This window comes from Afifella aestuarii (assembly GCF_004023665.1).
Taxonomy (GTDB): domain Bacteria; phylum Pseudomonadota; class Alphaproteobacteria; order Rhizobiales; family Afifellaceae; genus Afifella; species Afifella aestuarii.
Map to the genome: position 1 here is coordinate 1,072,215 of NZ_SAUF01000001.1, position 25,953 is coordinate 1,098,167.

The following is a 25,953-nucleotide window of genomic DNA, read 5'->3' on the forward strand; positions in this document are numbered from 1 at the left end:
TGATCGAGCATTTGCGCCGATCATTGCGGCATGACCCTCGATCAATTGCGCGTCTTCGTGGCCGTCGCCGAGCGGCGGCACGTCACCCGGGCGGCAGCGGCGCTCGGCCTGACGCAGTCGGCTGCTTCCGCGGCGATCGCCGCGTTGGAAAAACGCTACGGCGCCCGCCTGTTCGACCGGGTGGGGCGGGGCATCGAACTGACGGAGACGGGCGAGCGCTTCCTGCCGGAGGCACGCGCCGTCCTCAAGCGGGTCGCCTCGGCGCAGAATGTCCTCGAGGACATCGCAGATCCGGCCCGCGGCAGCGTCGCCATCGCGGCCAGCCAGACGATCGCCAATTACTGGCTGCCGCGGCGCCTGGCCGCCTTTCACGAGGCGTTTCCGGGCGTCGCCCTCGACGTCGTCATCGGCAATACCCGCCAGGTGGAGGATGCCGTCGCCGAAGGGCGGGCGGATCTCGGTCTCGTCGAAGGACCCATCCGACATGCGGAGCTGCTCCGCCGCCTCGTCGATCGGGACAGGCTGGTGCTCGTGGTGGCCGCGGGGCGCGTCCTGCCCGTTGCGAGCGAGGCGGGCGGGGTCGATCTCACATCGCTGTCCTGGGTCATCCGGGAGGCAGGGTCGGGAACGCGTGCCGTGCTTGAAGAACTCGCGTCGCGCGAGGGCATTAAAATCGATGATCTGGCGATCTCGCTCGTTCTGCCCAGCAACGAGGCCGTCCGAGAGGCCGTCGAGGCGGGTGCCGGCGCAACCATCATTTCCGAGCATGTGGTCGCAGCAGCGATCGCCTCCGGGCGGCTTCAATCCGTCCCCGTCGATCTGCCGCGCCGGGATTTTTCCGTGCTGCGCCATCCTGACCGTTATGCCAGCAGCGCGGCGCGGGCGCTGATTGGTCGATTGACCGATCAGAGCCGGGATGTTCTTTTGTCGCACGGTTGAGCAATTTCGGGTGAAAACGTGCGTCTGCCGCGGCGCTGGAGCGACAAACTAACCTTAAGGTCAGCCTCGCCCAAGCCAGATTGCATCAATTTCACCATCTGATACTTGAAATTTGATCAGAAGAATGGCTCATTCCTCCTCGCCTTTGCTGGTGGCTGGGCTTTGTGGCTGCCTTTGCAAAGGCGAATGTGCGTGCAGCCGGTCGTGCGAGACTGCATGAACGGCGCGATGATTGGCCTATGAGGTGCCGATTTCCTGCGGCACGTGTCGGGATTAAGAAGATGAGCGGTGTCACGGTGGATCAACCAAATGGCGACGAAAGTGCAGGAAATGCGCGCGCTTCGTCTGGATCTTCCATCCAGGTCCTGCATCGTTCGCTCGGCATCCTGGAAGTTCTGGCGGCGGCCGAGGGGCCGCTTTCTCTGACGGAAGTCAGTCGGAGCGTCGGTCTGCATAAAAGTACTGTTTTGCGCATTTTGCGCAGTTTGGCGGATGGCGGCTATGCGCTTTGGCGGCCGAAGACGCGCACCTGGAGCATCGGTCCGAGCCTCGCGCGTCTGCAGCCCGGTGCGCAATCGCGCGGCGAGCTGACGAGCCTCGCGCGTCCTATCATGCGCGATTTATGCGCCACCATCGGCCAGACGGTCCAAATTGCGACGCTGGTCGACGGCCAGATCTGCTACCTGGAAAAGGCGGAGCCGCAGGGTCGCCTTCCGTCTCACACGGTAAGCCATCGTCCCGCTCATTGCACGGCGCTCGGCAAGGTGCTCCTCGCCGGCTTGTCGCCGTCTGCCCTCGACGCGCTTCTGGCGCGTGTGGAAATCCGCTCCTTCACGGACAACACCATCACCGACGAGTCGAGATTGCGCCGCGAGATCGCTGCTGTCGCGGTGCAGGGCTATGCCGTCGACGACCGCGAATTTCGCCCGGCAACGGTGTGCACGGCCGCGCCGATCCGCGATGCGAGCGGCAATGTGCTTGGCGGGCTCGGCGTTTCGGTCGCCGGCATGGATGCACGCGGTGCCGCGTTCGCCGCCATCATCCAGCGCAACATGGCGGCTGCCCGGCAAATTTCGAGTCAGCTCGGCTGGAATTTGACGAGCGAGGCCGCCTGAGGGGCGCCGGTCAAAACCCAATTTCGATCGCACGCGTGCGGATCCTTTCACCTGTCATCGCCTTGCCATGGAGGCGTCATATCGCTTCTCCTCATTTGAGCGAGGGGCTTCTCCATGGGTATGCGGGCATTTCAGGCGCCGGGCCGTTTCTGGCGCGGCAATCTTCACACACATTCTAATCGCTCGGACGGGGGGCTTCCGCCTGAGGCGGTCTGCGCCCATTACCGCGACGCCGGCTACGATTTTCTCTGCCTGTCGGATCATTTTCTCAGCCGTTTCGATTTTCCGGTCACGGATACGCGGCCGTTTCGCCGCGGTGGTTTCACGACGCTTCTCGGTGCCGAACTTCATGCCGATGCAACCAGCCATGGCGAGCTGTGGCATATCTTGGCCGCCGGGTTGCCTGAAGATTTCGAGCCGACTGGCAAGGATGAAGACGGGCTCGCGCTCGCGAAGCGGGCCCGCGAGGCGGGCGCCTTCCTCGGGATCGCCCATCCGCAATGGTCCGGTCTCACGATCGAAGACGGCCGCGCGATGGCGGCGCATGCCCATTCCGTCGAGATCTACAATTACACCTGCGATCTCGAAACCGCGCGTGCAGACGGGACCTATCTTCTCGATGAGCTTCTGAACGAAGGTTATGCGCTCTCCGCCTATGCGGCCGACGATACGCATTTCAAATATGAGGAAGGGCTCGCAGCCTGGGTGATGGTGAAGGCTGCGGAGAACACGCCTGAAGCGCTCTTGGAGGCACTGAAGGACGGCCTTTTCTACTCCAGCCAGGGTCCTGTGATCGAAGGGTTTTCCATCGCTGACGGCGAGGTCGCGGTGGAATGCTCGCCCGCGGTCAATGTCGCCCTTGTCGGTCGCGGCGCGAAATCGGAGAACCAATGGGGGCGGGACCTGACGCGTGTACGCCTGTCGAGCGAGCGTTTCGAAGGTGATTGGTTCCGCCTCATCGTTGCCGATGCGGCCGGGCGCCTTGCCTGGTCGAATCCGGTCCGGTTCGACTGAGGCTCTCTGAGGCTCGGGCTCAATCTCCGGTGTAGCCGTTCGGGTTCTCGCTCTGCCACCGCCAGTGATCGCGGCACATGGCGTCGAGGTCCAGATCGGCCTGCCAGCCGAGAAGTTCGGCTGCGAGCTTCGGGTCGGCGTAGCATGTGGCGATGTCGCCGGCGCGGCGCTCCACGATCTCGTAAGGGATCGACCGGTTGGTGGCTCGCCGCCAGGCCTTCACGGTGTCGAGGACGCTGTAGCCCCGGCCGGTGCCGAGATTGATCGGCCGGTGCGTGCCGGGCGCCACCCCGCCGGAAAGAAGCGCTTCCGTCGCCTTCACATGAGCCCGGGCGAGATCGACGACATGGATGTAATCGCGCACGCCGGTGCCGTCGTGGGTCGGATAATCGCCGCCGAAGACGCGCAGATGTTCCCGCCGCCCGACCGCGACCTGGGCGATATAGGGAAAGAGATTGTTCGGAATGCCCATCGGATCTTCGCCGATGAGTGCGCTCTCATGGGCGCCGACGGGATTGAAATAACGCAGGCTGATCGCCTGCCAGGCCATGTCGGCGGCGACCGTATCGGTGATGATCTCCTCGATCATCATCTTGGTTCGACCATACGGGTTGGTGACCCCACCCACTGGAAAGCTCTCGTCGATGGGCACTGTCTGCGGTTCCCCATAGACGGTGGCCGAGGACGAAAAGACGAGCCGTGTCGCCGCGTGGCGGGCCATCGCCTCAAACAGCGAGACGGCACCGCCGACATTCACATCGTAGTAGGCGAGCGGCTTCTCCACGGATTCGCCCACGGCCTTGAGGCCCGCGAGATGGATGACGACGTCGATCGCGTTCTCAATGAAAACCCGGTCGAGAAAGGCGGCGTCGCGAATGTCACCGACGAGGAGCGGGATCTCCGACCCGGCGATCTGGCCGACACGGCGCGCAGCCTCGGGATGCGAATTGGCGAGATTGTCGACGATGACGGGCCGGTAGCCCGCCCGTGCCAGCTCGACCACGACATGGCTGCCGATATAGCCGTTGCCGCCAGCGACCAGAACGGTGGCCTGCATGCGCCCTCCCTCCGAAGCGTGTTCTTACGGCGCTTTCTCTAGCAGCAAACGCTTAGAATTGTATTTCGTCTCTCAACGCTTGCCGTGCGCAGCGCGCATAGTGGCCGCATGTCGAAATCGGGCCTCGTGCGGCCGTCCGAGACCGGGCATAGCCGTTGATCGGCAGGAAGCGGTTGTCAGGCGGCCCTGTCACCGCCTCGACGAGAGCATCCGTCCGATGAACCAGCCGAGTGCTCCCGCGGCGGCGATGCCCGCCCCCTTGCCGATCGCCTCGCGGTGCTCCGTTGCCCAGAGGGCTGGTGCCGTGTTCTGGGCCTTGACGTCGAAGCGGCCATGCGCGGCATAGGAGCCGGCGACGGGCTCGAAGAGATTGTCCGGCCGCTCGATCTCTGCCTCGGCGGCCATCTGCCCGTCATAGGCTCTTTCAGCCATCATCTTGTCGAGAAGGCCGGGCGCGACCCTCTGGCCCAGGATCGCCTGATAGGCGGAGCGGCCGACCCAGAGTTCGCGGCGCGGATGATGGGCGGCGAAATAAATGCCGTCTGCGGCCACTTCGGGCTGGAAAATTGGCGGTAGCGGCTGGGCTCGACGCGGCATCTTGTTGCGCGCCCAGTCGAATTGCGGCGTGTTCAAACCGGGCAGATGCACAACCGTGAGCTTGATCGCGGAATTGTCGTGGATGAGCTCGCAGCGCAGCGAATCCGTGAAGCCGACGATTGCGTGCTTGGCGGCGCAATAAGGCGCCTGCAATGGGATCGAGCGATAGGCGAGGGCAGAGCCCGTCTGGACGATCGTGCCGTGATTGCGCGGCTGCATGCGCTTCAGGGCGGCCAGTGTGCCATGCACGCAGCCCAGATAGGTGACTTCGGTGACGCGGCGGAATTCTTCGGGTGTCGTCTTTGCGACCGGTGCCATAACCGTCACCATCGCCACGTTGATCCAGATATCGATCGGGCCGAAGCGCTGCTCGACCTCTTCGGCGGCGATGTCGACCTTCTCGGCATCCGCTACGTCGATTGGAAAGATCATCGCCTCGCCGCCGAGGACACGGACTTCTTCCGCGGTCTCTTCCAGCCGACGACGATCGCGCGCGATGAGCCCGAGCCGCGCGCCATCTCGTGCGAAACGCCGCGTCAGGGCGCGGCCGACACCGGCCGAGGCGCCCGTGATGACGACAGTCTTCTCGGTTCTGGCCAACTTTCTTTCCTCGTTGTCGTGATTGGTCCCGCACCTTCAACACGTCGCGAGAAAAAAGGTTCGACGCGGGAACTGGCCTCCGTTCCGGGTGATCTTCGTGACGGGGCATGTCCGCATCGAAGAAATTCTCTTCTCGGCGCCCCCAGAGTGACGGCGGGACGGATCACCGCGCAATGCGGGGCCGGACCGCGCGACGTGGTCAAATAAAAAGGGGCTGTGCTTGATGCAGTCTGGGGGATCTTCCGCGACTTTCTTCAGCGGCTGCGGTTGCATTGTTTCCGCAGCCCGGGTCAGTCTGAGCTGATCCATGGCCCAGATTTTCCGCCGTCGCAGCAACGCCATCGTCAAGGTCGCGCTTGTCGCTGTCGTTTTCGTGCCTGTCGCCGCTCTTGTCTTTGCAGGGGTGATGGCACGCTCGCGTTATACCAACGACATCGGTCTCACTCCCGACCAGCCAGTGCCGTTCAGCCACCAGCATCATGTCGGCGGTCTCGGTCTCGATTGCCGCTACTGCCACACGGGGGTGGAAGAGGCGGCCTTCGCCGGCGTCCCGCCGACGCACACCTGCATGACCTGCCATTCGCAGCTCTGGACCAATGCCGAGATGCTCCGCCCTGTCCGCGAGAGCCTCGCCAGGGATGAGCCGATTGCCTGGAACCGCGTCACCAACCTGCCGGACTATGTCTATTTCAACCATTCCGTTCATGTCGAAAACGGCGTCGGCTGCACCACCTGCCACGGTCCCGTCGACAAGATGCCGCTCATGCAGAAGGCCGAGCCGATGACCATGCAATGGTGCCTCGACTGCCACCGCGATCCGGCAAAGAACCTGCGCGCACCCGAGGATGTCTTCGCCACCAATTGGAACTCCGCCGATGGCAAGATCCATGGCCATGAGCGGCTGAAGCGATACGGCATCGATCCTGCAAAACTGACCGATTGCTCCACATGTCATCGCTGAAACCGCCTCAGGATTCTGGATGTTGCGGCGGCAACTGCGGGAGTAGCGGCGGGCCTGAGCGCTTGTGGCGCTCGCTCTCCGCGCGCGATCGCTCCTCGCCAGCGGGGGCGGCTAAAGAGCGAAGGTCCGGAGACCGGGCGGCGGAGACCACGAAAGAATTTCCGGATGGCATCCGTATGGGCCCGGTCAATCGGCGCACCGCCCTGAAGCTTATGGCGGCGAGCGCGGCCCTCTCGGCGGGTGCCTGCGGCCGTCAGCCGGAGACGATCGTTCCCTATGTGAACATGCCGGAGCGGCTGGTGCCGGGCGAGCCGCTGGCCTTTGCGACCGCAGTGACGCTTGCCGGCATCGCCCAGCCGGTGATCGGCCAGACATTTGACGGAAGGCCGACCAAGCTCGAGCCGAACGTCGACCATCCGGCCGCGGCGGGCAGCGACGCCTTCACCCAGGCTGCGATCCTGTCGCTTTATGATCCGGATCGCTCGAAGGCGGTGCGCAAGGGGGCCGACACCGCCTCGTGGGACGGATTTGCCGCCGAATTCCTGCCGCGCATCGAGGGCCATCGCGCCAAGCGGGGAGAGGGGCTCAGGATCCTGACCGGCCCTAGTACCTCGCCGACCTTTTTCGACCAGATCTCGACGCTGCTCGATCGCTTTCCGGAGGCGCGCTGGCATCAATGGGATCCGCTCGGCGAGGAGAATGTCCTGGCCGGCACCGAGCTCGCCTTCGGGCGGCGCTTGAAACCCGTCTATCGCTTCGATCGCGCCCGGTGCGTCCTGTCGCTCGATGCCGATTTTCTCGGCGCCGGCCCCGAACAGACGCTCAACGCGGCGCGCTTCGGCGCGGCGCGGCGGGTCTGGGGTGATAAGCCGGAGGGCTTCCTTCGGCTTCATGTCATCGAGCCGGTTCTGAGCCTCACTGGCTCCAATGCGGACCATCGGCTCGCCGTGCGACGCGGGCGGGTCGCAGAGCTTGCGCAGATGATCGCCGCTCGGTTTGGCGCGGACAACCTGCCGGAGGGCAGGGTCGATGAAAATGCCCGGGTCTTCGTCGAGCGCCTGGTGCAGGAGCTTTCGGCCCATCGCGGCCAGGCGCTCGTCGTCGCCGGGGCTGCACAGCCGGCGGAGGTGCATGCGCTTGCCCATTGGCTCAACGCACAGCATGGTGGTCTTGGCGAGACGGTCGAGTTTCTGCCTGTCGACAATGAGGCGCCGTCTCACCTGGGCTTGCGTGAGCTTGTCGAAGAGATCGATGCGGGCAACGTCGAAACCCTCCTGATTTCCGGCACCAATCCCGTCTACAGCGCGCCTGGGGATTTCGATCTCGCCGACCTCCTCGGCAAGGTGCCATTCTCGGTGCATCACGGGCTTTACCGCAACGAGACGGCGGCGCGCACGACCTGGCATCTGCCGGCGCTGCACGACCTCGAATCCTGGAGCGATGCGCGCGCCGCCGACGGCACCGTCACGTTGCTCCAGCCGCTGATCACGCCGTTGTTTCGCGGTCGCTCGCTCTTTTCTGTGCTCGGCGCCTTCTTCGGCGAACTCGATGCGGATGATCGCGAGGTGCTGCGCGCGCATTGGCGGCGCGCGAGCGGTGCCGGCGATTTCGAGACCTGGTGGCGAAAGAGCCTGCGTGCTGGCTTCGTGGAAGGCTCGGCGCCGCAGAGCTTCCGGCCGAGCGCTGTGGCTGTGCCCAAACCTGTTGCACCGGCGGTGGAGGACGATGGTTATGAACTCGTCTTCCGCCCCGACACGAAACTCTGGGACGGCGATTTTGCCAACAATGCCTGGCTGCAGGAATTGCCCGATCCCGTGACCAAGCTCGTCTGGGGCAATGCGGCACTCGTCTCACCGCGCGATGCGCTCAATCTCGGGATTGAAGACGGAAACCTTCTGGACATCAGCCTCGGCGAGAGCCGGCTGATGCTGGCGGCGATGGTGGCCGTCGGCCAGGCGGAGGGGTCGATCGGGCTCGCGCTCGGCTACGGGCGGCCGGAGGCCGGGGTCATCGGTTCCGCGGTCGGCGTCGACGTCAATCCGCTGCGTCGCCTCGATGCGTTGTGGCATGCGACCGGGGCTCAGCTTCGCGCGATGAGCGATACGGGTCGTCTCATCCGCACACAGGAGCATTCCGATATGGAAGGGCGCGAGATCATCCGCGATCTCAGCTTCGCCGATTTCCTGCATGGCGCGGAGGAGAAAAACGAGGAGGTGCCGCCCTCGCTCTATCCCGATTGGGACTATCCCGATGCAGCCTGGGGCATGGTGATCGACCAGTCAGTGTGCATCGGCTGCAGCGCCTGCGTGACCGCCTGTCAGTCGGAGAACAACATCCCCGTCGTCGGGCCGGAGGAGGTGGAGCGCGGCCGCGAGATGCACTGGATCAGGATCGATCGCTATTTCCGTGGCGAGCCGGACGCGGCGGAAGTCCTCTTCCAGCCTGTGCCATGCATGCATTGTGAGAAGGCGCCCTGCGAACCGGTCTGCCCGGTCGAGGCCTCGGTTCATGATCGCGAAGGCCTCAATGTCCAGGTCTACAATCGCTGCATCGGCACCCGCTTCTGCCAGGCCAACTGCCCCTACAAGGTTCGCCGTTTCAACTTCTATGGTTATGGCGATGAGCAGGCCTACGAGAACCTCGACGACCCGCTCTATCACGCGGCCGCCAATCCGGACGTGTCGGTCAGGAGCCGTGGCGTCATGGAAAAATGCACCTATTGCGTGCAGCGCATCAGCCGGGCGCAGCAGCGCGCCGACCGAGAGGGGCGGGAGCTCGAGGAGGGCGAGGTGCGCACCGCCTGCCAGAATGCCTGCCCGACGCAGGCGATCGCCTTCGGCGATATCAATCGCAAGGACAGTCTCGTCTCGCAGCTGAAGGGCGCCCGGCACGAATATGACCTTCTCGGCGAGCTCGGGACGAGGCCGCGCACCTCCTATCTGGCGCGCATCCGCGCCGAGGCGGCAAGCACCGGATCCGGGCGGGGAGAGGGCGCATGAGCGCCAGCGCCTCCACGACGCCGGAGACGGCCGAAGCGCGGCAAGAACCCTTGCGTGGCCCAGCGCAATACCTGCCGGAGCCGATGAGCTATGAGGCGATCACCAGCGAGGTCATGAACCCGCTGTTGATGACACGGGTCGGGCGCATCTGGTGGATCTCGCTCCTCGTCAGTCTGGCGCTGACGGTGATGATGGTCGTGTCGATCCTCTGGCTCTTCGCCAACGGGATCGGGGTGTGGGGCCTCAACCAGTCGAACATCTGGGGCTTCGCGATCGCCAATTACGTCTGGTGGATCGGCATCGGCAATGCCGGCACGCTCATCTCCTCGATGCTGCTTTTGACGCGGCAGCGATGGCGCGCCTCCGTCAACCGTTTCGCCGAGGCAATGACCTTGTTCGCCGCCGCTATTGCCGGGCTCTACCCGATCCTGCATCTCGGACGGCCGTGGTTCTTCTACTGGCTCATGCCCTATCCCAATACGATGGGCGTCTGGCCGCAATGGCGCAGCCCGCTCGTCTGGGACTTCTTCGCCATTGCGAGCTACCTGATCTTTTCGCTGCTCTTCTGGTACACCGGCCTCATCCCCGATCTCGCGACCGCGCGCGACAGGGCCGCTCCGGGACTCCGGCGGGCGCTCTACGGCTTCATGTCCTTTGGCTGGACTGGCTCCGCCTCCGACTGGCTGCGGCTCGAGAGCTTTTACAAGACGGCGGCGGCGATGGCCGTGCCGCTCGTCTTCTCCGTCCATTCCGTCGTCGGGCTCGACTTCGCGGCCGGTCTCGCACCCGGCTGGGCGGAGACGATCTTCCCGCCTTATTTCGTCTTTGGTGCGGCCTATTCAGGCTTTGCCATGGTGGTGACGCTCGCGATCCCGATCCGCTGGGCCTTCAACCTGCAGGGGCTCGTCACCCGAAGCCATCTCAACGTGATGGGCAAGATGCTCCTCTTCCTATCGCTCATCATGTCCATCTCCTACGCCACGGAATGGTTCATGGCCTGGTATGCGGGCTCGGAGGCGGAGCGCGATCTGATCCTCTTCAAGTTCTTCGGCGCCTACGCGCCCTATTACTGGCTGATGCTCGCCTGCAATTGCGTCATCCCGCTCGCCCTCTGGGTTCCCGCGGTGCGGCGCACGCCGAAGCTCATCCTGGCGGTGGCGCTCGCCATCAATCTCGGGATGTGGCTTGAACGCATCTTGATCACCACGACGACGCCCTCGCACGGGCACCTGCCGTCGAGCTGGCAGATCTACACGCCGACCATCTGGGACTGGACCTTGTGGTTCGGCACGCTCGGCTTCTTCACGCTTCTCTTCCTCATCTTCGTGCGGCTCGTTCCTTTCATCTCGCTGCATGAGGTGAAGCAGTTCGACTGGCAGAGGAGGCGCGCATGAGCGGGCATCACCTCCTAGCCGGTTTCGCCGAACCCGGTGAACTGATGGGGGCAATTGAGAAGGCGCGGGAGGCGGGCTTCTCTGATCTCGAGGCGTATTCGCCCTTTGCGATCGAGGGCGTTGCGGAAGCGATCGGCCATCGTCCGACGCGCATCCGTATCGTCATGGCCGTTGCCGGCGTGATCGGCGCTGCCTGCGGCTTCGGCCTGCAGGCGTGGAGCGCCATGGTCGCTTACCCGATCAATTCCGGCGGCCGGCCTTTGTTCTCCTGGCCGGCTTTCATGCTTGTGACCTTCGAGCTCACAGTTCTTTTCGCGGTCGTTGCAGGCTTCGTGGCCTTCATCCTGCGCTCCGGGCTGACAAAGCTGCACCAGCCGCTCTTCGCGGCGCCGAATTTCCATCGTGCCTCGCATGATCTCTTCTTTCTGCGCGTGACGGTGGATGGCGACGCCAATGCGGCGCGCGAACTCCTTAAGGGGCTGTCGCCGATCGTCATCGACGAGGTGCCGGCATGAGGTGGCTCGCCATCCTCCCCGCTCTTCTCCTGCTTGCCGGCTGTCAGGAACAGGAGATGGCGAAGCAGCCGAAGCTGAAGACTTATGCCTTCGCCGAAGCTTTTGCGGGTCAAAGCGCCGCCAGGCCGCTGCCGGAGGGCGTCGTGGCGCGCTCCGATCCGGTCGATGCGCAACAGGCTTTGGCGCCGCCGAAGCCGACGCTGGCGCTCGTTCAGCGGGGGCGCGAGCGCTTCGAGATCTTCTGCGCGCCGTGCCACGGCTATGCCGGCTATGGCGACGGCATGATCGTCGCACGCGGTTTCCCGCAGCCGCCATCATTTCATTCGGATCGGCTCCGGGCGACGTCGGCGCAGCACATCTTCGATGTCATCACCAATGGCTACGGCGTCATGTATTCCTATGGCGACCGCGTGCCGCCCAAGGATCGCTGGGCGATTGCGCTTTATCTACGCGCCTTGCAGCTCTCGCAGATGCAGGAAGGAGTCGGGCAATGACAGCTCCCGCGCTCGCTCTGCGCCCGCAGGGTTGGCGGATGTCGCTTCTTCTCCTCGCGGTGATCGTGTTGGTGGCGCTCGTTGTCGCGGCCGTTTTCCTGACGCCGCCGGGGCTTTCAGGTGCCTGGCTTATTGCCTGGCTCTTCCTGCTCGGCTTTCCGTCCGGAAGTCTCGTCCTTCTTCTCGCGCACGGCCTGACGGGCGGTGATTGGGGATTTGTTGCGCGGCCCTTCCTGGCGGCGATGGCGCTCACGATGCCGCTCCTTGCCGTCGCCTTCGTGCCCATCTCATTGTCGCTGCCGGATATCTATGTCTGGGCCGGCCATGCGGAGGCCGTGCGGCACGAGGCGGTGGCAGAGTTTTATCTCAACGCTCCCGCCTTCCTCCTGCGCAGCATCGTCATTCTGGCGATCTGGTCGGTGCTTGGCGTCCTTGCGGCGCTCGTCCCGCTCGGGCCGGTTGTGTCAGCGGTCGGCATCCTCCTTTACGGCCTCAGCATCAGTTTCGGCAGCATCGACTGGCTGATGTCGCTCGACCCGAAATGGTTCTCCACCGCCTATCCGGCGCTCCTCAGCGTCTCGGAGATAGGATCGGCGCTCGCGCTTGTTGCGGTCCTGCGTGCGGTCTTCGGTCAGGAGGTTCGGAACGGCGATTTTGCCGGTCTCCTCATCGCCGCCATTCTCGGCGTCACCTACCTTGCCTTCATCCAGTATCTCGTCATGTGGTCCGGCAATCTGCCGGAGAAGGTCGGATGGTATGTGGCACGGCTTACGCCCTCCGGCACCGCGCTTGTCGCCGCCACCTTCATCGTCGGCTCGGTTCTGCCCTTTTCGATGCTTCTCTTCTCCGCGGTGCGGAAGAGTGCGCGCTGGACAGGGGTCGCCGGCCTCTTTTGTCTCATCGGTCTTTATCTGCACCTGACCTGGCTCGTCGGGCTCGCGCCGGCAGTGGCGTGGCTTGCGCTTTTGCTGACGATCCTTCTCGGCGGCGCCTGGCTCGCCATCGTCGTGTCACTCCTTGGCGCACGTCACGAAGGGGAGGAGCGTCATGCCTGAACAAAGCTGGCGTGCCCACGAAGCGGCCGAGGTCCCGGGGACGAGGGTGTTTCTGGCGGGCGCAGCGCTTCTCGGTCTCATGGTCTTCACGCTCGCGCTCGTCGCATTCCTCTTCACCTTCGTCGGCCAGCCGATCGAGCAGACCCTGCCGCGGCCGATGCGGCCGGCGGGGCCTGCTCTCCAGGTCGATCCGGTCGGGGATCTGCAGGCCTATCGGGTGCGCGAAGGAAAGCGCCTCAACGACGCCGTGGCGATGCCCATCGACGAGGCGATGAAGACCGTTGCCGCCCGACCCGACCCCTATGCGCCGCTCCTGCCGCCACAATCGGAGGAGGTCCGATGAGATCGCTCGTCCTTGCTCTTTTCCTGTGTTTCGCCGCCATGCCAGGCGTTGCTCTTGCGGGGCTCGCGAAATCCGAGATCGACACGGTTGGCGTCACCAAGCGCATCGGCGCGCCGCTCAAGGCCGATCATCTCGTCGATCTTGAAGGAGAGCCCGCGCCGCTGCCGGCTTCCGGCGACAAACCCGATCTCGTCCTCTTCGTCGATTTTACCTGCGAAACGTCCTGCGGTGTCTCTGCCGACGCGCTCCTGTCGCGGCTCTCGGGGCTGACGCTGAAGCCTGGTGACGATTTCGATCTTTCCATCATCGGGCTCGACCCTAAGGACGGGCAGGCGGAGGCGAAGACCTTTGCCGAGGAGCATATCCCGAAGACGGAGCGCTGGCAGGCGGTGCGCGTTCTGCGCGGCGACAAGAGCGAGATCGCCCATCTCCTCGATACGGCCGGCATCCGTATTTCCTACGACAAGGAGCGTGATCAGTTCGCGCATCCGACCGCCGCCGTCCTGCTCGACAAATCCGGCGAGATCCGCCGTTATGTCGATCCATTCGCCTCGGAACCTCTCGATTTCCGTCTCGCCCTGACGGATGCCGGCGACGGCAGTGTCGGATCGCTCGGCGACCGGTTGTTCCTGCTCTGCTATGGCTGGAATCCTGCGACCGGCACCTATTCTCCGCTGATTGCGCGCATCCTGACGATCTCTGCCGCCTTGAGCGTGGCCGCGATCGCAGCGCTCGTCCTAACGCTTCTGTGGCGTGAGCGGCGTGGCAAGGGCCGGGAGAGCACGGCATGAGCGGTCTCTCCAGTTTTATCTCTGCGGCGTCGGAACGGGCGCGTCAGACCGATCTCCTCTTCTTCTCGGCGACCGCGCTCTCCGCCTTCATCATCCTTCTCGTCGCTGGCCTGATCATCGGGCTTTCGATCCGTTATCGGAAGAATTCCACCGCCGACCGATCGGAATTGCCATCGCTGCTGCAGCGGGAGTTCGAGACCGGCTGGACGCTCGCCACCGTGCTTCTCTTCGTGACGATCTTTGGCTGGGCGTCGGCACAAGGTTTTGGGGCTATGACGCCAGCGGGCGAGCCGCTGCAGATCAACGTCGTTGCCAAGCAATGGATGTGGAAGAGCGAACATCCAGGCGGCGAGCGCGAGATCAACGAGCTGCATGTGCCGGCGGACCGGGCGATCCTGCTGTCGATGAATTCGCAGGACGTGATCCACTCGTTTTTCGTGCCGGCGTTGCGCATCAAGCAGGATGTGGTGCCGGGCCACACGGAAGCCCTGTCCTTCATCGCCGACAAACCCGGGACCTATGCGCTTCTCTGCGCGGAATATTGCGGCACCCAGCATTCCAAGATGACCGGCAAAGTCATCGTCATGGAAGAAGAGGATTACGCTGACTGGCTTTCCCACCAGGAGGCCGACAATTCTCTCGCGGCGCAGGGCGAACGGCTGTTCACGACGCTCGGATGTTCGGGGTGTCACGGCAACAGCGCCAATGTCCGCGCGCCGCCCCTCGAATATGTCTACGGCTCTCCGGTGGCACTCGCCGACGGGCGGATCGTGGAGGCGGATGACGCTTATCTGCGCGATTCCATCCTGCAGCCGAAGCGCGATGTCGTCGCCGGTTTCAAGCCGATCATGCCGAGCTTTGCCGGACGCGTCTCGGAGGCGAACCTTCTGGCGCTCCTCGCCTATTTGAAGAAGAAGCCACAGCAAGAGGCCCGCGATGACTGACACGATCGCACATAGCGGTGCCGTAGAGACGGCCGAAACCACAGAGGAGGCGCTCGGGCGCTCCTATCTCAACGAATCCGGGGCGACGCTCTCCTCGTGGCTTTTCACCATCGATCACAAGCGGATCGCCATCCTCTATGCGATCTCGACGACCGTCTTCTTCTTCATCGGCGGGGCCGCAGCGACGCTTATCCGCTTGGAGCTTCTGACGCCGGCCGGCGATCTCGTCGCCGACGACACCTACAACAAGCTCTTTACCCTGCACGGGATCACCATGATCTGGTTCTTCCTCGTGCCGGTGATCCCGACGACGCTCGGCAATTTCCTCGTGCCCTTGATGCTCGGCGCGCGTGATCTCGCCTTTCCGCGCCTCAATCTCTTTTCCTGGTATCTCAATATCGGCGGCGGTGTTCTGGCGCTTGCAGCCATCATCCTCGGCGGTGTCGATACCGGCTGGACCTTCTATACTCCGTTCTCGAGCTTCTATTCCAATTCCTATGTCTCGATCGCCGCTATCGGGGTCTTCCTGACCGGCTTTTCCTCGATCGCGACCGGGCTCAATTTCATCGTCACAACGCATACGATGCGCTGCCCGGGGCTCACCTGGTTCCGTCTGCCGCTCTTCATCTGGGCGAATTATGCAACGAGCCTGATCATGCTGTTGGCGACGCCGGTTCTCGCCATGGCGCTTCTGCTGATCGTGGCGGAACGCTGGTTCGGGCTTGCCATCTTCGATCCGACGCGGGGTGGCGATCCGCTCCTCTTCCAGCATCTCTTCTGGTTCTATTCACATCCGGCCGTCTACATCATGATCCTGCCGGGCATGGGCGTCGTCTCGGAGATCATCACCTGCTTCGCGCGGCGCCGGGTCTTCGGCTACACGGCGATGGTCTTCGCGATCCTCGCGATCGCCGTCATCGGCTTCTTCGTCTGGGGCCACCACATGTTCGTTTCGGGCCAGTCGTCCTATGCGAACCTCGTCTTCTCGTTCCTCTCCTTCATGGTGGCGGTGCCCTCGGCGATCAAAGTCTTCAACTGGACCGCGACCTTGTTCCGCGGTCGCATCACCTTTGAGGCGCCGATGCTCTATGCGCTCGGCTTCGTCGGCCTCTTCACCATGGGCGGGCTGACCGGGCTCTTTCTCGCCTCCGTGCCGATCGATCTCCATGTGCACGACACCTACTTCGTCGTGGCCCACTTCCACTACATCATGGTGGGGGGGATGGTTTCGGCCTTCTTCGGAGGCTTGCATTTCTGGTGGCCGAAGATCACCGGCCGGCTTTATCCGGAACGCTGGGCGCAGGCGGCGGCGATCATGATGTTCGTCGGCTTCAACACCACTTTCTTCCCGCAATACATTCTCGGCTATCTCGGTATGCCGCGGCGCTACCATGCCTATGCGCCGGAGTTTCAGATGTTCCACGTCGCCTCGACGCTCGGCGCCGTGCTTCTGGCCGTCGCCTATCTGATGCCGCTCTTTTATCTCGGCTGGTCGCTTTTCTTCGGGCGCGTTGCCTCGGCCAATCCCTGGGAGGCGACTGGGCTCGAATGGACGACGGCTTCTCCGCCGCCCCAGCACAATTTCTTTTCGACGCCGGTCGTCCGCGAGGATCCCTACAATTACCACCCTGAGGGGACACCGAAGGATGCGTGAGATCAGCCCCTTCGCTGGGATAGTCCCCGAACAGTTCGACGACCGCGGCCAGCAGCGGCAGGCGGCCGAGTTCGGCATGTGGATCTTCCTCGGCACCGAGGTCTTGTTCTTCGGCGCGATCTTTCTCGGCTATACGCTTTATCGCATGGCCTATCCGGCCGCGTTCGAGGAGGCCGGACGCGAGACTCTCGTCCTCATCGGCAGTGCCAATACCGCCATTCTCCTGATTTCGAGCCTGACGGCGGCGCTTGCCGTGAAGGCCGCGGAATTCGGCAGTTCGCGCCTCGTCGTCAGGCTGATTGCGGCGACGATTGCGCTCGGCCTCCTCTTTCTGGCGCTCAAGGGCTACGAATACCACCACGACATCAAGAGCCATTTCGTGCCCGGTGATCCGCTCTTCCGCCTGTCGGAACACGCGGTGATCTTCGTGTCGTTTTACTGGGCGATGACCGGTATCCACGCCATCCATATGGCGATCGGGCTTGGTGCCTGGGCGGTCGTCGCAATCCTCGTCCGTCGCGGGCGCGTCGTGCCCGACAAGACCAACACGATCGAGGTCGTGGGGCTCTACTGGCACTTCGTCGACACGATCTGGATCTTTCTTTACCCACTTCTCTATCTCGTGGGGCGATCATGACGGCGTCGGAGCCAAAAGAGCGGCGTGAGCCTGATCTTCGGCAGCTTCTCTTCCCGGAGTTTTCCGTCTGGGCGGCGCTGATGGTGCTCTTCCTCGCCTCCTGGTGGGTCGCCTATTGGCCGATCGGCATCTGGAAGGTGGTCGTCAATCTTGCGGTCGCCGTCGTGATGGCGGGCCTTTCCTCAGTGGTCTTTATGCATCTGGCGCGATCCGGGGCGCTGTTGCGCCTTGCCGCGGGCGCTTCCGGGCTGTGGCTCACCGCGCTCTTCGTCCTGACCTTCAGCGATTATCTCACCCGCTGACGCCGGGCCCCTTCTTCCTGCGATGCTTCATCTTCCCGTCATCCGCGCGACATTCCGTGTTTGCGCCGTGCGTCTATGCGAGGCTTCGGCCTTGTGCCGTCCGTTGCGCTATCGCGTTCTGCCATCGAGGAAGGTTTAGCCCATGAAGCACGTTCTCGTACGTTCGGCCTTTGCCGCCGGCACCCTTTTGGGTGCGGCCTGCGGCTTTGCAGCCGATGCGCTCGCCCAGGATTCCCTCCCGCAGGATAACCGTCCGCAGGCGCAGCTCGGCCCGCGGCCCTTCTATCTCGTCAACGACATGGACGAGGGCGAGCTCAAGGATGCGCTCAAGGCCTGCGAGACCGGACCGTTCTATCGCACGGCGTTTTCCATCGGCCATCGCGGCGCGCCGATGCAGTTTCCAGAACACACCCGCCAGTCCTATCAGGCGGCGGCCGTGATGGGGGCCGGCATCATCGAATGTGACGTCGCCTTCACCAAGGATCGCGAGCTCGTCTGCCGGCATTCACAATGCGATCTCGCCACGACGACCGATATTCTCGCCCACGACGATCTCGCCGCGAAATGCACGACCCCGTTCAGCCCGGCCTCCGGCGACAAGAAGGCGGAGGTGAAATGCTGCACGTCGGATCTGACACTTGCGGAGTTCAAGTCGCTCAAGGGCAAAATGGATGCGGGCAATCCGGATGCGACGAGCGTTGCCGAATTCATGGATGCGACGCCATCCTGGCGCACCGACCTCTACGCCACGAACGGCGAGTTGATGTCCCACAAGGAATCGATCGCGCTCTTCAAGGATCTCGGGGTGAAGTTCACGCCCGAGCTCAAGGCGCCGAGCGTGGAGATGCCGTTCGAAGGCGATTACACCCAGGACGATTACGCGCAGCAGATGATCGACGAATACGAGGAGGCGGGCGTCGATCCGAGCGACGTCTATCCGCAATCCTTTCAGCTCCGCGATATTCTCTACTGGATCAAGAACGATCCGGAGTTCGGCAAACAGGGTGTCTTCCTCGATGATCGTGACGAGACGCTCGAAGGCTTCGATGCCAACAATCCGGAGACGTTCGAGCCGTCCATGCAGGAGCTTGCCGACGAGGGCGTGAAGATCATCGCGCCGCCGAGCCATATGCTCCTCACCCTCGACGAGGCGGGAGAGATCGTGCCGTCCGCCTATGCGAAGGCTGCGAAGGAGGCGGGTCTCCAGATCATCACCTGGTCGCTCGAGCGCTCCGGCACGCTGACCGATGGTGGCGGCTACTACTATCAATCGGTCAAGGATGCGATCTCGCATCCGGGCGACGAATACGAGGTGATCGACGTGCTCGCCAAGGATGTCGGCGTTATCGGCATGTTCTCCGACTGGCCGGCGACCGTCACCTATTATGCCAATTGCATGGATCTGAAGTAGCCCCCCAACCTCGGGGGCGAACACGGAAAGGGCGCCGTCAGAGGCGCCCTTTGTCGTTGCCGTCCTCTTCGATGACGATTTCCATGCGCTCCGCCGCAAAGCTCGTCAGCGACAGATGCAGGGGCGAGCCGTCCGGTTCGACATTGAGCGATTCCGTTACGAGGACGGTCGCCCCGCGCGGCAGAGCGAGTTTCTCGTTTTCGGCGGGCTCTGCAGATCGCGCACGCACCTTGGTCCAGCGGCGGACATAATCTTCGACCCCGTGATGGGCGAGTGCCCGGGTGATCGATCCGGTCTCGGCGTAGATCGGCACGAGATCGGGAAACCGTTCGGCGGAAAACCAGCTCCTTGCCGTTGAGATCGGTACTCCATCGGCGACGCTCAGGGTTTCGAGGGTGATGAGCGGCGTGCCCTGCGCGAGCTTCAGATGGTCGGCGAGCCAGACGGGTGCGGGCTCGATGCGGCTTGCGATCAGGCGGCCGCCGGGTGCGCGCGCCTGACGGCTGACGATTTCCGAAAAGCGCGTGCGCCGCGAAATCGGATAGGCGAGACGCTCCGAGGTGACGAAGGTGCCGCGGCCCTGGTCGGAGCGCACCAACCCTTCCGCAGCAAGAGCCGAGAGCGCGCGGCGCAGCGTGTGGCGGTTGACGCCAAAACGCTCCGACAAGGCGCTTTCGGAGGGCAGGGCCGTGTCGGCCGGCCAGCGGCCCGACAGTACCTCGCCGCGCAACAGATCGGCGATCTGGCGCCACAACGAGACGCCGGCTCCGCGATGCACATTCTCCATCGTCGTTTTTGTCCCCCGAGCGTCGGACCGTCATCGTTGTGTCAAGCTTGTCTGCCTATTGTATGCTTGTATATAACAATAGACAAGTTCGAAGCTCGAGGTTCCGAAATGGCAGACACCGCCAGCGCAACTCGCGACCGGAACGCGGCCGCGCCCGAGGACTCGGACCTCGCGACGGAAACACTCGAGCGGCGCCGGGAGGTGCTTTCCGTCCTCGTGCGTGCCCGTGCTGATGAGCTCGCCGGGGCTTTGAGAGCGCTTAGCCCTTCGCCGGAATTCGAGGTGCTGCGCGCTCCGGAATTTGGTCTCGCCATGACGCGCGGGCGCATCGGCGGTGGTGGCGCTCCCTTCAATCTCGGCGAGGTGACGGTGACGCGGACGGTGGTTCGGCTTGCAAGCGGCGAGGTGGGCTACGGCCATATTCTCGGGCGCGACCGCGAGCGGGCGCATCTCGTCGCCGTCTTTGACGCGCTTTGGCAAAACGAGGCGACGCGCGCCTTCGTGGAAGATCGCGTGGTGGCTCCGGTCGCGGCACGAACCACCGAGGAGGACGGTCAGGTGCGCGTGAAAACAGCGGCGACCCGGGTGAATTTCTTCACCATGGTGCGGGGAGAAGACTGATGGCAGACGCGCTTGGCGGTGGTTTCAAGGATCCGGTCTTCTCTTCGCAGGCGGTGTTTCGGCGGCTGCTCGATGCTCTGTCGCGACCTGGCCGTGTCGTCGACATGCCTCGGCTTGTGGCGCCTCCGCCTCCCTTAAAGCCGGCGGCGGCCGCCGTTCTCGCAGCCCTTGCCGATGCGGATACGCCGGTCTTTCTCGACAAGGCGTTGAACGCCAGCGGCGAGGTGCGTGGATGGGTCGGCTTTCACATCGGCGCGCCAATCGTGGTGGTGCCGGCGCGGGCATCGTTTGCCGTGATCGCCGATCCGGCCGCGATGCCGCCGCTGTCGGAGTTTGGCCTCGGCACAGAGCAATATCCCGATCGCTCGACAACGCTCGTCGTGCAGGTCGCGGGTTTTTCCCGCGGACTTAATCTCTGGCTCTCCGGCCCCGGCATCGAAGACGTGGCGGGCGTGCAGGTCGAAGGCCTTCCGGCAAGGCTCGTCGAAGAGTTCCGCGCCAACCGGACGCTCTTTCCTCGCGGCGTCGATCTCGTGCTTGCCGCCCCCTCGGCGATCCTCGGGCTGCCGCGCTCAACCCGTATCATGGGAGAGGCCTGATGTATGTCGCGGTAAAGGGCGGCGAGGCGGCGATCGCCAATGCGCATCGTCTCTTGGCCGAGAAGCGGCGCGGCGACAGGAACGTCCCGTCGCTGACGGTCACGCAGATCCTGGAGCAGCTGTCGCTCGCCGTGGACCGGGTGATGAGCGAGGGCTCGCTCTATGATCGCCGGCTTGCGGCGCTCGCGATCAAGCAGGCGCGGGGCGATCTCGTCGAAGCGATCTTTCTTGTCCGCGCCTATCGCACGACTTTGCCGCGCTTCGGCGCGTCTCGGCCGATCGAAACGGGGGGGATGCTCGTCGAGCGGCGCATCTCGGCGACCTTCAAGGATCTGCCGGGCGGGCAGCTTCTCGGACCGACCTTCGACTACACGCATCGGCTTCTCGATCCGGCCCTTGAGGAGGACGACGCGGTGGAGGCGGCGGCGAGCACCGAGGATCCGGGAACGGAGGCGATGCCGCGCGTCACCGACCTCCTCGGTCAGGCCGGGCTGATCGAGCCTGATCCGGAGGGCGAAGACGAGCCTGCCGATCTCACGCGCGAGCCCTTGTCGTTTCCGGCCGGCCGCGATCTCCGCCTGCAGGCGCTTGCCCGCGGTGATGAAGGTTTTCTCCTGGCGCTCGGCTATTCGACACAGCGGGGCTTTGCCCGCTCGCACCCTTTCGCTGCCGAAATCCGCATGGGTGAGGTCGATGTCGAGATCGAGGTGCCGGGTCTCGATTTTCCGGTCCCTCTCGGGTGCATCAAGGTGACGGAGTGCCAGATGGTCAATCAGTTCAAGGGCAGTGCTGAAGCGCCGCCGCAATTCACCCGCGGCTACGGCCTCGTCTTCGGACATGCGGAGCGCAAGGCGATGGCGATGGCGCTTTGCGACCGGGCGCTTCGGGCGCGCGAACTCGGCGAAGATCAGACGGCGGCGGCGCAGGACGAGGAATTCGTGCTGTCGCATGCCGACAATGTCCAGGCGACAGGCTTCGTGGAACATCTGAAGCTGCCGCATTACGTCGACTTCCAGGCCGAACTGGAGCTGATCCGGCGGCTGCGAGCGGAGTTTGAAGCCGGTCGTGGCCCGGCCAAAGACGGGCAGGAAGATCAGGAGGCTGCGGAATGAACGCCACGGCTGAAACGCCCTACAACTTCGCTTATCTCGACGAGCAGACGAAAAGGATGATCCGCCGCGCCATTCTGAAGGCGGTGGCGATCCCGGGCTATCAGGTGCCGTTTGCGAGCCGCGAAATGCCGATGCCCTACGGCTGGGGCACGGGCGGAGTGCAGGTGACGGCCTCGGTCCTCGGCCCCGACGATGTCTTGAAAGTCATCGATCAGGGCGCCGACGACACCACCAACGCCGTCTCCATCCGCGCCTTTTTCGCCAAGGTCGCGGGCGTCGCCACCACCACACACACGGCCGATGCGACCATCATCCAGACCCGCCACCGCGTTCCTGAAACGCCGCTCGAAGCCGGGCAGATCCTCGTTTTCCAGGTGCCGATCCCGGAACCGTTGCGCTTTCTCGAACCCCGCGAGACGGAAACGCGCGTCATGCATGCGCTGGAAGAATACGGCCTCATGCACGTCAAGCTCTACGAGGACATAGCCCGCCACGGCCATATCGCCACGACCTATGCCTATCCGGTGAAGGTGGAGGATCGCTACGTCATGGACCCGTCGCCCATTCCGAAATTCGATAATCCCAAACTGACGAATTCACCGGCCCTGCAGCTCTACGGCGCCGGGCGGGAGAAGCGCATCTATGCGATCCCGCCCTTCACGCAGGTCGAAAGCCTCGATTTCGAGGACCACCCCTTCGAGGTGCAGCATTTCTCCGAGCCCTGCGGACTGTGCGGTGCGGAGGGCGTCTATCTCGACGAGGTGATTTTGGACGACAAAGGCGGGCGCATGTTCGTCTGCTCCGACACCGACTTCTGTGAGGGACGGCGGGAGGAAGGGCATCGGGGTCACCTCGCTGCGGCCATGGAGGAGGGCGCATGAGCGTGCTGTTGGATGATGCGCCGCTTCTTTCCGTCGATGGGCTGACGCGGTTTTATGGGCCGCGCATCGGCTGCCGCGACGTCTCCTTCGACCTTTATCCGGGCGAGGTGCTCGCCGTCGTCGGCGAATCCGGCTCCGGCAAGACAACATTGTTGAACTGTGTCTCCGGCCGGATGCCGCTCTCATCGGGCACCGTCTCCTACCGCATGCGCGACGGTGTGGTGCGCGATCTTGCTGCGCTCGGCGAGGCGGAGCGGCGCTTTCTGATGCGCACCGATTGGGGCTTCGTGCACCAGAACCCGGCCGACGGGCTCAGGATGAACGTCTCGGCGGGTGCCAATGTCGGCGAGCGGCTGATGGCGATCGGCGACCGGCATTACGGCAAGATCCGCGGTTCGGCGCTCTCCTGGCTTGAGCGTGTGGAGGTGCCCGCCGACCGCATCGACGACGATCCGCGCGGCTTTTCTGGCGGCATGCGCCAGCGCCTGCAGATCGCCCGCAACCTTGTGACCGCGCCCCGCCTCGTCTTCATGGACGAGCCGACGGGTGGGCTCGACGTCTCCGTGCAGGCGCGTCTTCTCGATCTTATCCGTGCGCTCGTCGCCGATCTCGGCATGGCGGCGCTCGTCGTCACGCACGACCTCGCCGTCGCCCGGCTCCTCTCCCACCGTATCATGGTGATGAAGGCGGGGGAGGTGGTCGAGGAGGGGCTGACGGACCGTGTCCTCGACGATCCGCATGCGCCCTATACGCAGCTTCTCGTCTCTTCGATCCTGCAGGTGTGAGCGATGCAGCCCCGTCTTGAACTCGCCGATGTCGCCAAGAGCTTCACCATGCATCTGCGTGGTGGCATCCACATTCCGGTCGTCGAAAACGTCTCCTTCACGCTCATGCCCGGCGAATGCGTCGTGCTCGGCGGGCCGTCCGGTGCCGGCAAGAGCTCGATCCTCAAGATGATCTATGGCAATTATTCAACCGATCGCGGCGCGATCCGTGTCGCGGGCAAGGGGGATGTGATCGATATCGCCACGGCCGATCCGCGGCGTGTGCTGGAGGTTCGTCGCGACACGCTTGGCTATGTCAGCCAATTCCTGCGCGTCGTGCCGCGCGTCGCCTCGCGCGATCTCGTCGCCGAGCCGCTCGTGGAGCGGGGCTGTTCCCGCGAGGAGGCGCTCGCCAAGGCCGACGCGCTTCTTGCCCGCCTCAACCTGCCGGAACGGCTCTGGCACCTGCCGCCCGCCACCTTTTCCGGCGGTGAGCAGCAGCGCGTGAACATCGCCCGCGGCTTCATCGCCGGCCATCCGCTCCTGCTTCTCGACGAGCCGACGGCCTCGCTCGATGCCAAAAACCGGGATGTGGTGATTGCCTTGATCGAAGAGGGAAAAGCTGCGGGCCGCAGCTTCCTCGGGATCTTTCATGACGCGGAGATGCGCGCCGCCGTGGCCGACCGAGAGGTCGATGTGACCGCGTTTGCCCCGAAAGCCGCTGCATGACGAAGCTTTCAGAGACGCCGCTCGTTGCGCCGGACGCGGTGGTGACCGACAGCCGGCTCGGGCGCTATACGGCGATCGGTGCGCGCACGCAGTTCCAGAACTCGTCCCTTGGCGATTATTCCTACATCACCGAGGACGGCAACGTGGCGCGCGCGACGATCGGCAAGTTCTGCTCAATTGCCCAGAACGTGCGGATCAACGCCTCCAACCATCCGATGTGGCGGGCGGGCCAGCACCATTTCACTTATCGCTCGAACGACTACTTCGACGATGCGGAAGCCGATGAGGGGCTTTTCGCCTGGCGCGAGGCGAACGCCGTCACGATCGGCAACGATGTCTGGATCGGCCACGGCGCAATCCTCTTGCCGGGCGTGACGGTCGGCGATGGGGCGGTCGTTGCGGCCGGCGCTGTCGTCTCCCGTTCTGTCGGCGCCTACGAGATCACCGGTGGCGTGCCGGCGCGGGTCATCAAGCGGCGATTTCCCGAGGAGGTTGCGGCCCGCCTTCAGACGCTCTGCTGGTGGGACTGGCCGCATGCCTGCCTTCGCGCGGCGCTGGCGGATTTCCGGGCGCTTTCGGTCGAGGAGTTTCTCGCAAAGTACGAAGAAAAGGCCGTCTGATCAGTTGCTTGGGAGACCTCTCCCGAGGCTTTTCCGGCGACTTCGAAATGTCATGAAAGCGAAATCGAAGCGATAAGGTCGGCTGTTAGGGAACGGTTATCGATAAGCCCGGCAGGCCGGGCAGGTGAGGCCGATGCCCGTAACCGCTCCTTCGAATGTTCCTGCAGTTCGTGTCGAAAAGCTGTCGAAGCGCTATGGCAAGACGCTCGCCTTGCGCAATGTCAGTGTCGATGTCGCGCCGGGCGAGATGGTGGCGCTGATCGGCGCCTCCGGCTCCGGCAAATCGACGCTCATCCGCCATATCGCCGGTCTGGAGCGCGGCAGCGGCGATGAATGCCGCGTGACGGTGCTCGACCGCATCATGCAGGTGGACGGCCGTCTGTCGCACGATGCGCGCCGCATCCGGCGTGAGATCGGCGTCATCTTTCAGCAGTTCAATCTGGTCGGGCGCCTGTCGGTCCTGACCAATGTGCTCGTCGGCTGCCTCGGCAGCGTGCCGTCCTGGCGTGGAACGCTCGGCCTTTTCACGCGGGGCGAGCAGGAGAAGGCGATGCAGGCGCTTTCCCGTGTCGGCATTGCCGAGACGGTGCGGCAACGCTCGTCGACGCTCTCCGGCGGGCAGCAGCAGCGTGCGGCGATCGCGCGCGCGCTCGTACAGGGGGCCAAGGTCATCCTTGCCGACGAGCCAATCGCCTCGCTCGACCCGTCATCCGCACGGCGGGTGATGGAGGCGCTCGGCGAGATCAACCGTGCGGACGGCATCACCGTCATCGTCTCCCTGCATCAGGTGGAATATGCGCGCCTTTATTGTCCGCGCACCCTGGCTTTGCGCGATGGCGAGGTCGCTTTCGACGGCCCCTCCGCAGCCCTGACCGACAATTTCCTGCGCGAAATTTACGGCGATGCGAGCGAGGAGCTCGTGCTTCCGGGCGCGCCGGCCGAGCAGCCGCAGCCAGTGAAACGCCCCGAGCCCGCCGTCGCCAAGATGGCCCGCCAATTGGCCGTGACTTGATCCGCC

Annotated in this window: 27 protein-coding genes; 24 read left to right on the forward strand and 3 right to left on the reverse strand. The window is 64.1% G+C overall.

Annotated features, from left to right (window positions below; translation table 11 throughout):
- Positions 1-30 precede the first annotated feature (30 nt).
- From EO094_RS04955 to EO094_RS04965, 3 genes are all read left to right on the forward strand, one after another.
- Positions 31-939 carry a LysR family transcriptional regulator gene (locus tag EO094_RS04955; protein WP_128291149.1) on the forward strand — a complete coding sequence of 303 codons (909 nt, stop codon included), beginning with the start codon at positions 31-33 and terminating at the stop codon, positions 937-939.
- Positions 940-1,220: 281 nt separating this feature from the next.
- Positions 1,221-2,054, forward strand: coding sequence for an IclR family transcriptional regulator (locus EO094_RS04960; protein ID WP_205649823.1), 834 nt, complete (start codon positions 1,221-1,223; stop codon positions 2,052-2,054).
- Between the two features lie 114 nt (positions 2,055-2,168).
- Complete coding sequence (locus EO094_RS04965; protein ID WP_128291151.1) at positions 2,169-3,068, forward strand: CehA/McbA family metallohydrolase; 900 nt, start codon at positions 2,169-2,171, stop codon at positions 3,066-3,068.
- A gap of 19 nt (positions 3,069-3,087) precedes the next feature.
- Here EO094_RS04965 and galE read toward each other — a convergent pair whose 3' ends face one another.
- Both galE and EO094_RS04975 read right to left on the reverse strand, forming a co-directional pair.
- A complete protein-coding gene (galE, locus tag EO094_RS04970) occupies positions 3,088-4,125 on the reverse strand; it encodes a UDP-glucose 4-epimerase GalE (RefSeq protein ID WP_128291152.1) in 1,038 nt (345 codons plus the stop codon).
- Between the two features lie 189 nt (positions 4,126-4,314).
- The gene (locus tag EO094_RS04975; RefSeq protein WP_128291153.1) at positions 4,315-5,322 is read right to left on the reverse strand and encodes an SDR family oxidoreductase; all 1,008 of its coding nucleotides are present in this window, start codon (positions 5,320-5,322) and stop codon (positions 4,315-4,317) included.
- Between the two features lie 307 nt (positions 5,323-5,629).
- On the opposite strand from EO094_RS04975, the gene EO094_RS04980 reads away from it, so the two are divergent.
- The 13 genes from EO094_RS04980 (at position 5,630) to EO094_RS05040 (ending at position 18,822) form a co-directional block, all read left to right on the forward strand.
- Positions 5,630-6,283, forward strand: coding sequence for a cytochrome c3 family protein (locus EO094_RS04980; RefSeq protein WP_128291154.1), 654 nt, complete (start codon positions 5,630-5,632; stop codon positions 6,281-6,283).
- A 176-nt stretch (positions 6,284-6,459) separates the two neighbouring features.
- Positions 6,460-9,282 (forward strand): 4Fe-4S dicluster domain-containing protein, encoded by a 2,823-nt coding sequence (locus EO094_RS04985; RefSeq protein WP_128291155.1) that lies wholly within the window; start codon positions 6,460-6,462, stop codon positions 9,280-9,282.
- Between the two features lie 83 nt (positions 9,283-9,365).
- Complete coding sequence (gene nrfD / locus EO094_RS04990) at positions 9,366-10,676, forward strand: NrfD/PsrC family molybdoenzyme membrane anchor subunit (protein WP_128291829.1); 1,311 nt, start codon at positions 9,366-9,368, stop codon at positions 10,674-10,676.
- Positions 10,673-11,191, forward strand: a complete 519-nt coding sequence (locus tag EO094_RS04995) for a DUF3341 domain-containing protein (RefSeq protein WP_128291156.1) — start codon at positions 10,673-10,675, stop codon at positions 11,189-11,191. Before nrfD ends, EO094_RS04995 begins: the two co-directional genes overlap by 4 nt.
- Entirely contained in the window at positions 11,188-11,685 is a 498-nt protein-coding gene (locus EO094_RS05000) for a c-type cytochrome (protein ID WP_128291157.1), read from the forward strand. The genes EO094_RS04995 and EO094_RS05000 overlap by 4 nt, the downstream gene beginning before the upstream one ends.
- Positions 11,682-12,740 (forward strand): hypothetical protein, encoded by a 1,059-nt coding sequence (locus EO094_RS05005; RefSeq protein WP_128291158.1) that lies wholly within the window; start codon positions 11,682-11,684, stop codon positions 12,738-12,740. The genes EO094_RS05000 and EO094_RS05005 overlap by 4 nt, the downstream gene beginning before the upstream one ends.
- Positions 12,733-13,083: a hypothetical protein gene (locus EO094_RS05010; RefSeq protein ID WP_128291159.1), complete on the forward strand. Its 351-nt coding sequence runs from the start codon at positions 12,733-12,735 to the stop codon at positions 13,081-13,083. The genes EO094_RS05005 and EO094_RS05010 overlap by 8 nt, the downstream gene beginning before the upstream one ends.
- Positions 13,080-13,874: a thioredoxin domain-containing protein gene (locus EO094_RS05015; RefSeq protein WP_128291160.1), complete on the forward strand. Its 795-nt coding sequence runs from the start codon at positions 13,080-13,082 to the stop codon at positions 13,872-13,874. Before EO094_RS05010 ends, EO094_RS05015 begins: the two co-directional genes overlap by 4 nt.
- Positions 13,871-14,818 carry a cytochrome c oxidase subunit II gene (gene coxB / locus EO094_RS05020; RefSeq protein ID WP_128291161.1) on the forward strand — a complete coding sequence of 316 codons (948 nt, stop codon included), beginning with the start codon at positions 13,871-13,873 and terminating at the stop codon, positions 14,816-14,818. Before EO094_RS05015 ends, coxB begins: the two co-directional genes overlap by 4 nt.
- The gene (gene ctaD / locus EO094_RS05025; protein WP_128291162.1) at positions 14,811-16,472 is read left to right on the forward strand and encodes a cytochrome c oxidase subunit I; all 1,662 of its coding nucleotides are present in this window, start codon (positions 14,811-14,813) and stop codon (positions 16,470-16,472) included. The genes coxB and ctaD overlap by 8 nt, the downstream gene beginning before the upstream one ends.
- Entirely contained in the window at positions 16,465-17,109 is a 645-nt protein-coding gene (locus EO094_RS05030) for a cytochrome c oxidase subunit 3 (protein ID WP_128291163.1), read from the forward strand. Before ctaD ends, EO094_RS05030 begins: the two co-directional genes overlap by 8 nt.
- The gene (locus tag EO094_RS05035; RefSeq protein ID WP_128291164.1) at positions 17,106-17,411 is read left to right on the forward strand and encodes a cytochrome C oxidase subunit IV family protein; all 306 of its coding nucleotides are present in this window, start codon (positions 17,106-17,108) and stop codon (positions 17,409-17,411) included. The genes EO094_RS05030 and EO094_RS05035 overlap by 4 nt, the downstream gene beginning before the upstream one ends.
- Before the next feature lie 142 nt (positions 17,412-17,553).
- Entirely contained in the window at positions 17,554-18,822 is a 1,269-nt protein-coding gene (locus EO094_RS05040; RefSeq protein WP_128291165.1) for a glycerophosphodiester phosphodiesterase family protein, read from the forward strand.
- A 37-nt stretch (positions 18,823-18,859) separates the two neighbouring features.
- Here the strand turns inward: EO094_RS05040 and phnF are convergent, their stop codons facing one another.
- The gene (gene phnF / locus EO094_RS05045; protein WP_128291166.1) at positions 18,860-19,609 is read right to left on the reverse strand and encodes a phosphonate metabolism transcriptional regulator PhnF; all 750 of its coding nucleotides are present in this window, start codon (positions 19,607-19,609) and stop codon (positions 18,860-18,862) included.
- 108 nt (positions 19,610-19,717) lie between these two features.
- On the opposite strand from phnF, the gene phnG reads away from it, so the two are divergent.
- From phnG to phnC, 8 genes are all read left to right on the forward strand, one after another.
- Positions 19,718-20,230, forward strand: coding sequence for a phosphonate C-P lyase system protein PhnG (gene phnG, locus EO094_RS05050; protein WP_128291167.1), 513 nt, complete (start codon positions 19,718-19,720; stop codon positions 20,228-20,230).
- Positions 20,230-20,829: a phosphonate C-P lyase system protein PhnH gene (gene phnH / locus EO094_RS05055; protein WP_128291168.1), complete on the forward strand. Its 600-nt coding sequence runs from the start codon at positions 20,230-20,232 to the stop codon at positions 20,827-20,829. The genes phnG and phnH overlap by 1 nt, the downstream gene beginning before the upstream one ends.
- A complete protein-coding gene (locus EO094_RS05060; protein ID WP_128291169.1) occupies positions 20,829-21,941 on the forward strand; it encodes a carbon-phosphorus lyase complex subunit in 1,113 nt (370 codons plus the stop codon). Before phnH ends, EO094_RS05060 begins: the two co-directional genes overlap by 1 nt.
- Positions 21,938-22,822 (forward strand): alpha-D-ribose 1-methylphosphonate 5-phosphate C-P-lyase PhnJ, encoded by an 885-nt coding sequence (locus tag EO094_RS05065; RefSeq protein WP_128291170.1) that lies wholly within the window; start codon positions 21,938-21,940, stop codon positions 22,820-22,822. The genes EO094_RS05060 and EO094_RS05065 overlap by 4 nt, the downstream gene beginning before the upstream one ends.
- 8 nt (positions 22,823-22,830) lie before the next feature.
- Positions 22,831-23,607 carry a phosphonate C-P lyase system protein PhnK gene (phnK, locus tag EO094_RS05070; RefSeq protein WP_128291830.1) on the forward strand — a complete coding sequence of 259 codons (777 nt, stop codon included), beginning with the start codon at positions 22,831-22,833 and terminating at the stop codon, positions 23,605-23,607.
- 3 nt (positions 23,608-23,610) lie between these two features.
- Positions 23,611-24,315: a phosphonate C-P lyase system protein PhnL gene (phnL, locus tag EO094_RS05075; protein WP_128291171.1), complete on the forward strand. Its 705-nt coding sequence runs from the start codon at positions 23,611-23,613 to the stop codon at positions 24,313-24,315.
- Positions 24,312-24,935: a DapH/DapD/GlmU-related protein gene (locus EO094_RS05080; protein WP_128291172.1), complete on the forward strand. Its 624-nt coding sequence runs from the start codon at positions 24,312-24,314 to the stop codon at positions 24,933-24,935. Before phnL ends, EO094_RS05080 begins: the two co-directional genes overlap by 4 nt.
- Before the next feature lie 133 nt (positions 24,936-25,068).
- Positions 25,069-25,947, forward strand: a complete 879-nt coding sequence (phnC, locus tag EO094_RS05085) for a phosphonate ABC transporter ATP-binding protein (protein ID WP_128291173.1) — start codon at positions 25,069-25,071, stop codon at positions 25,945-25,947.
- The last annotated feature ends 6 nt before the right edge of the window (positions 25,948-25,953 follow it).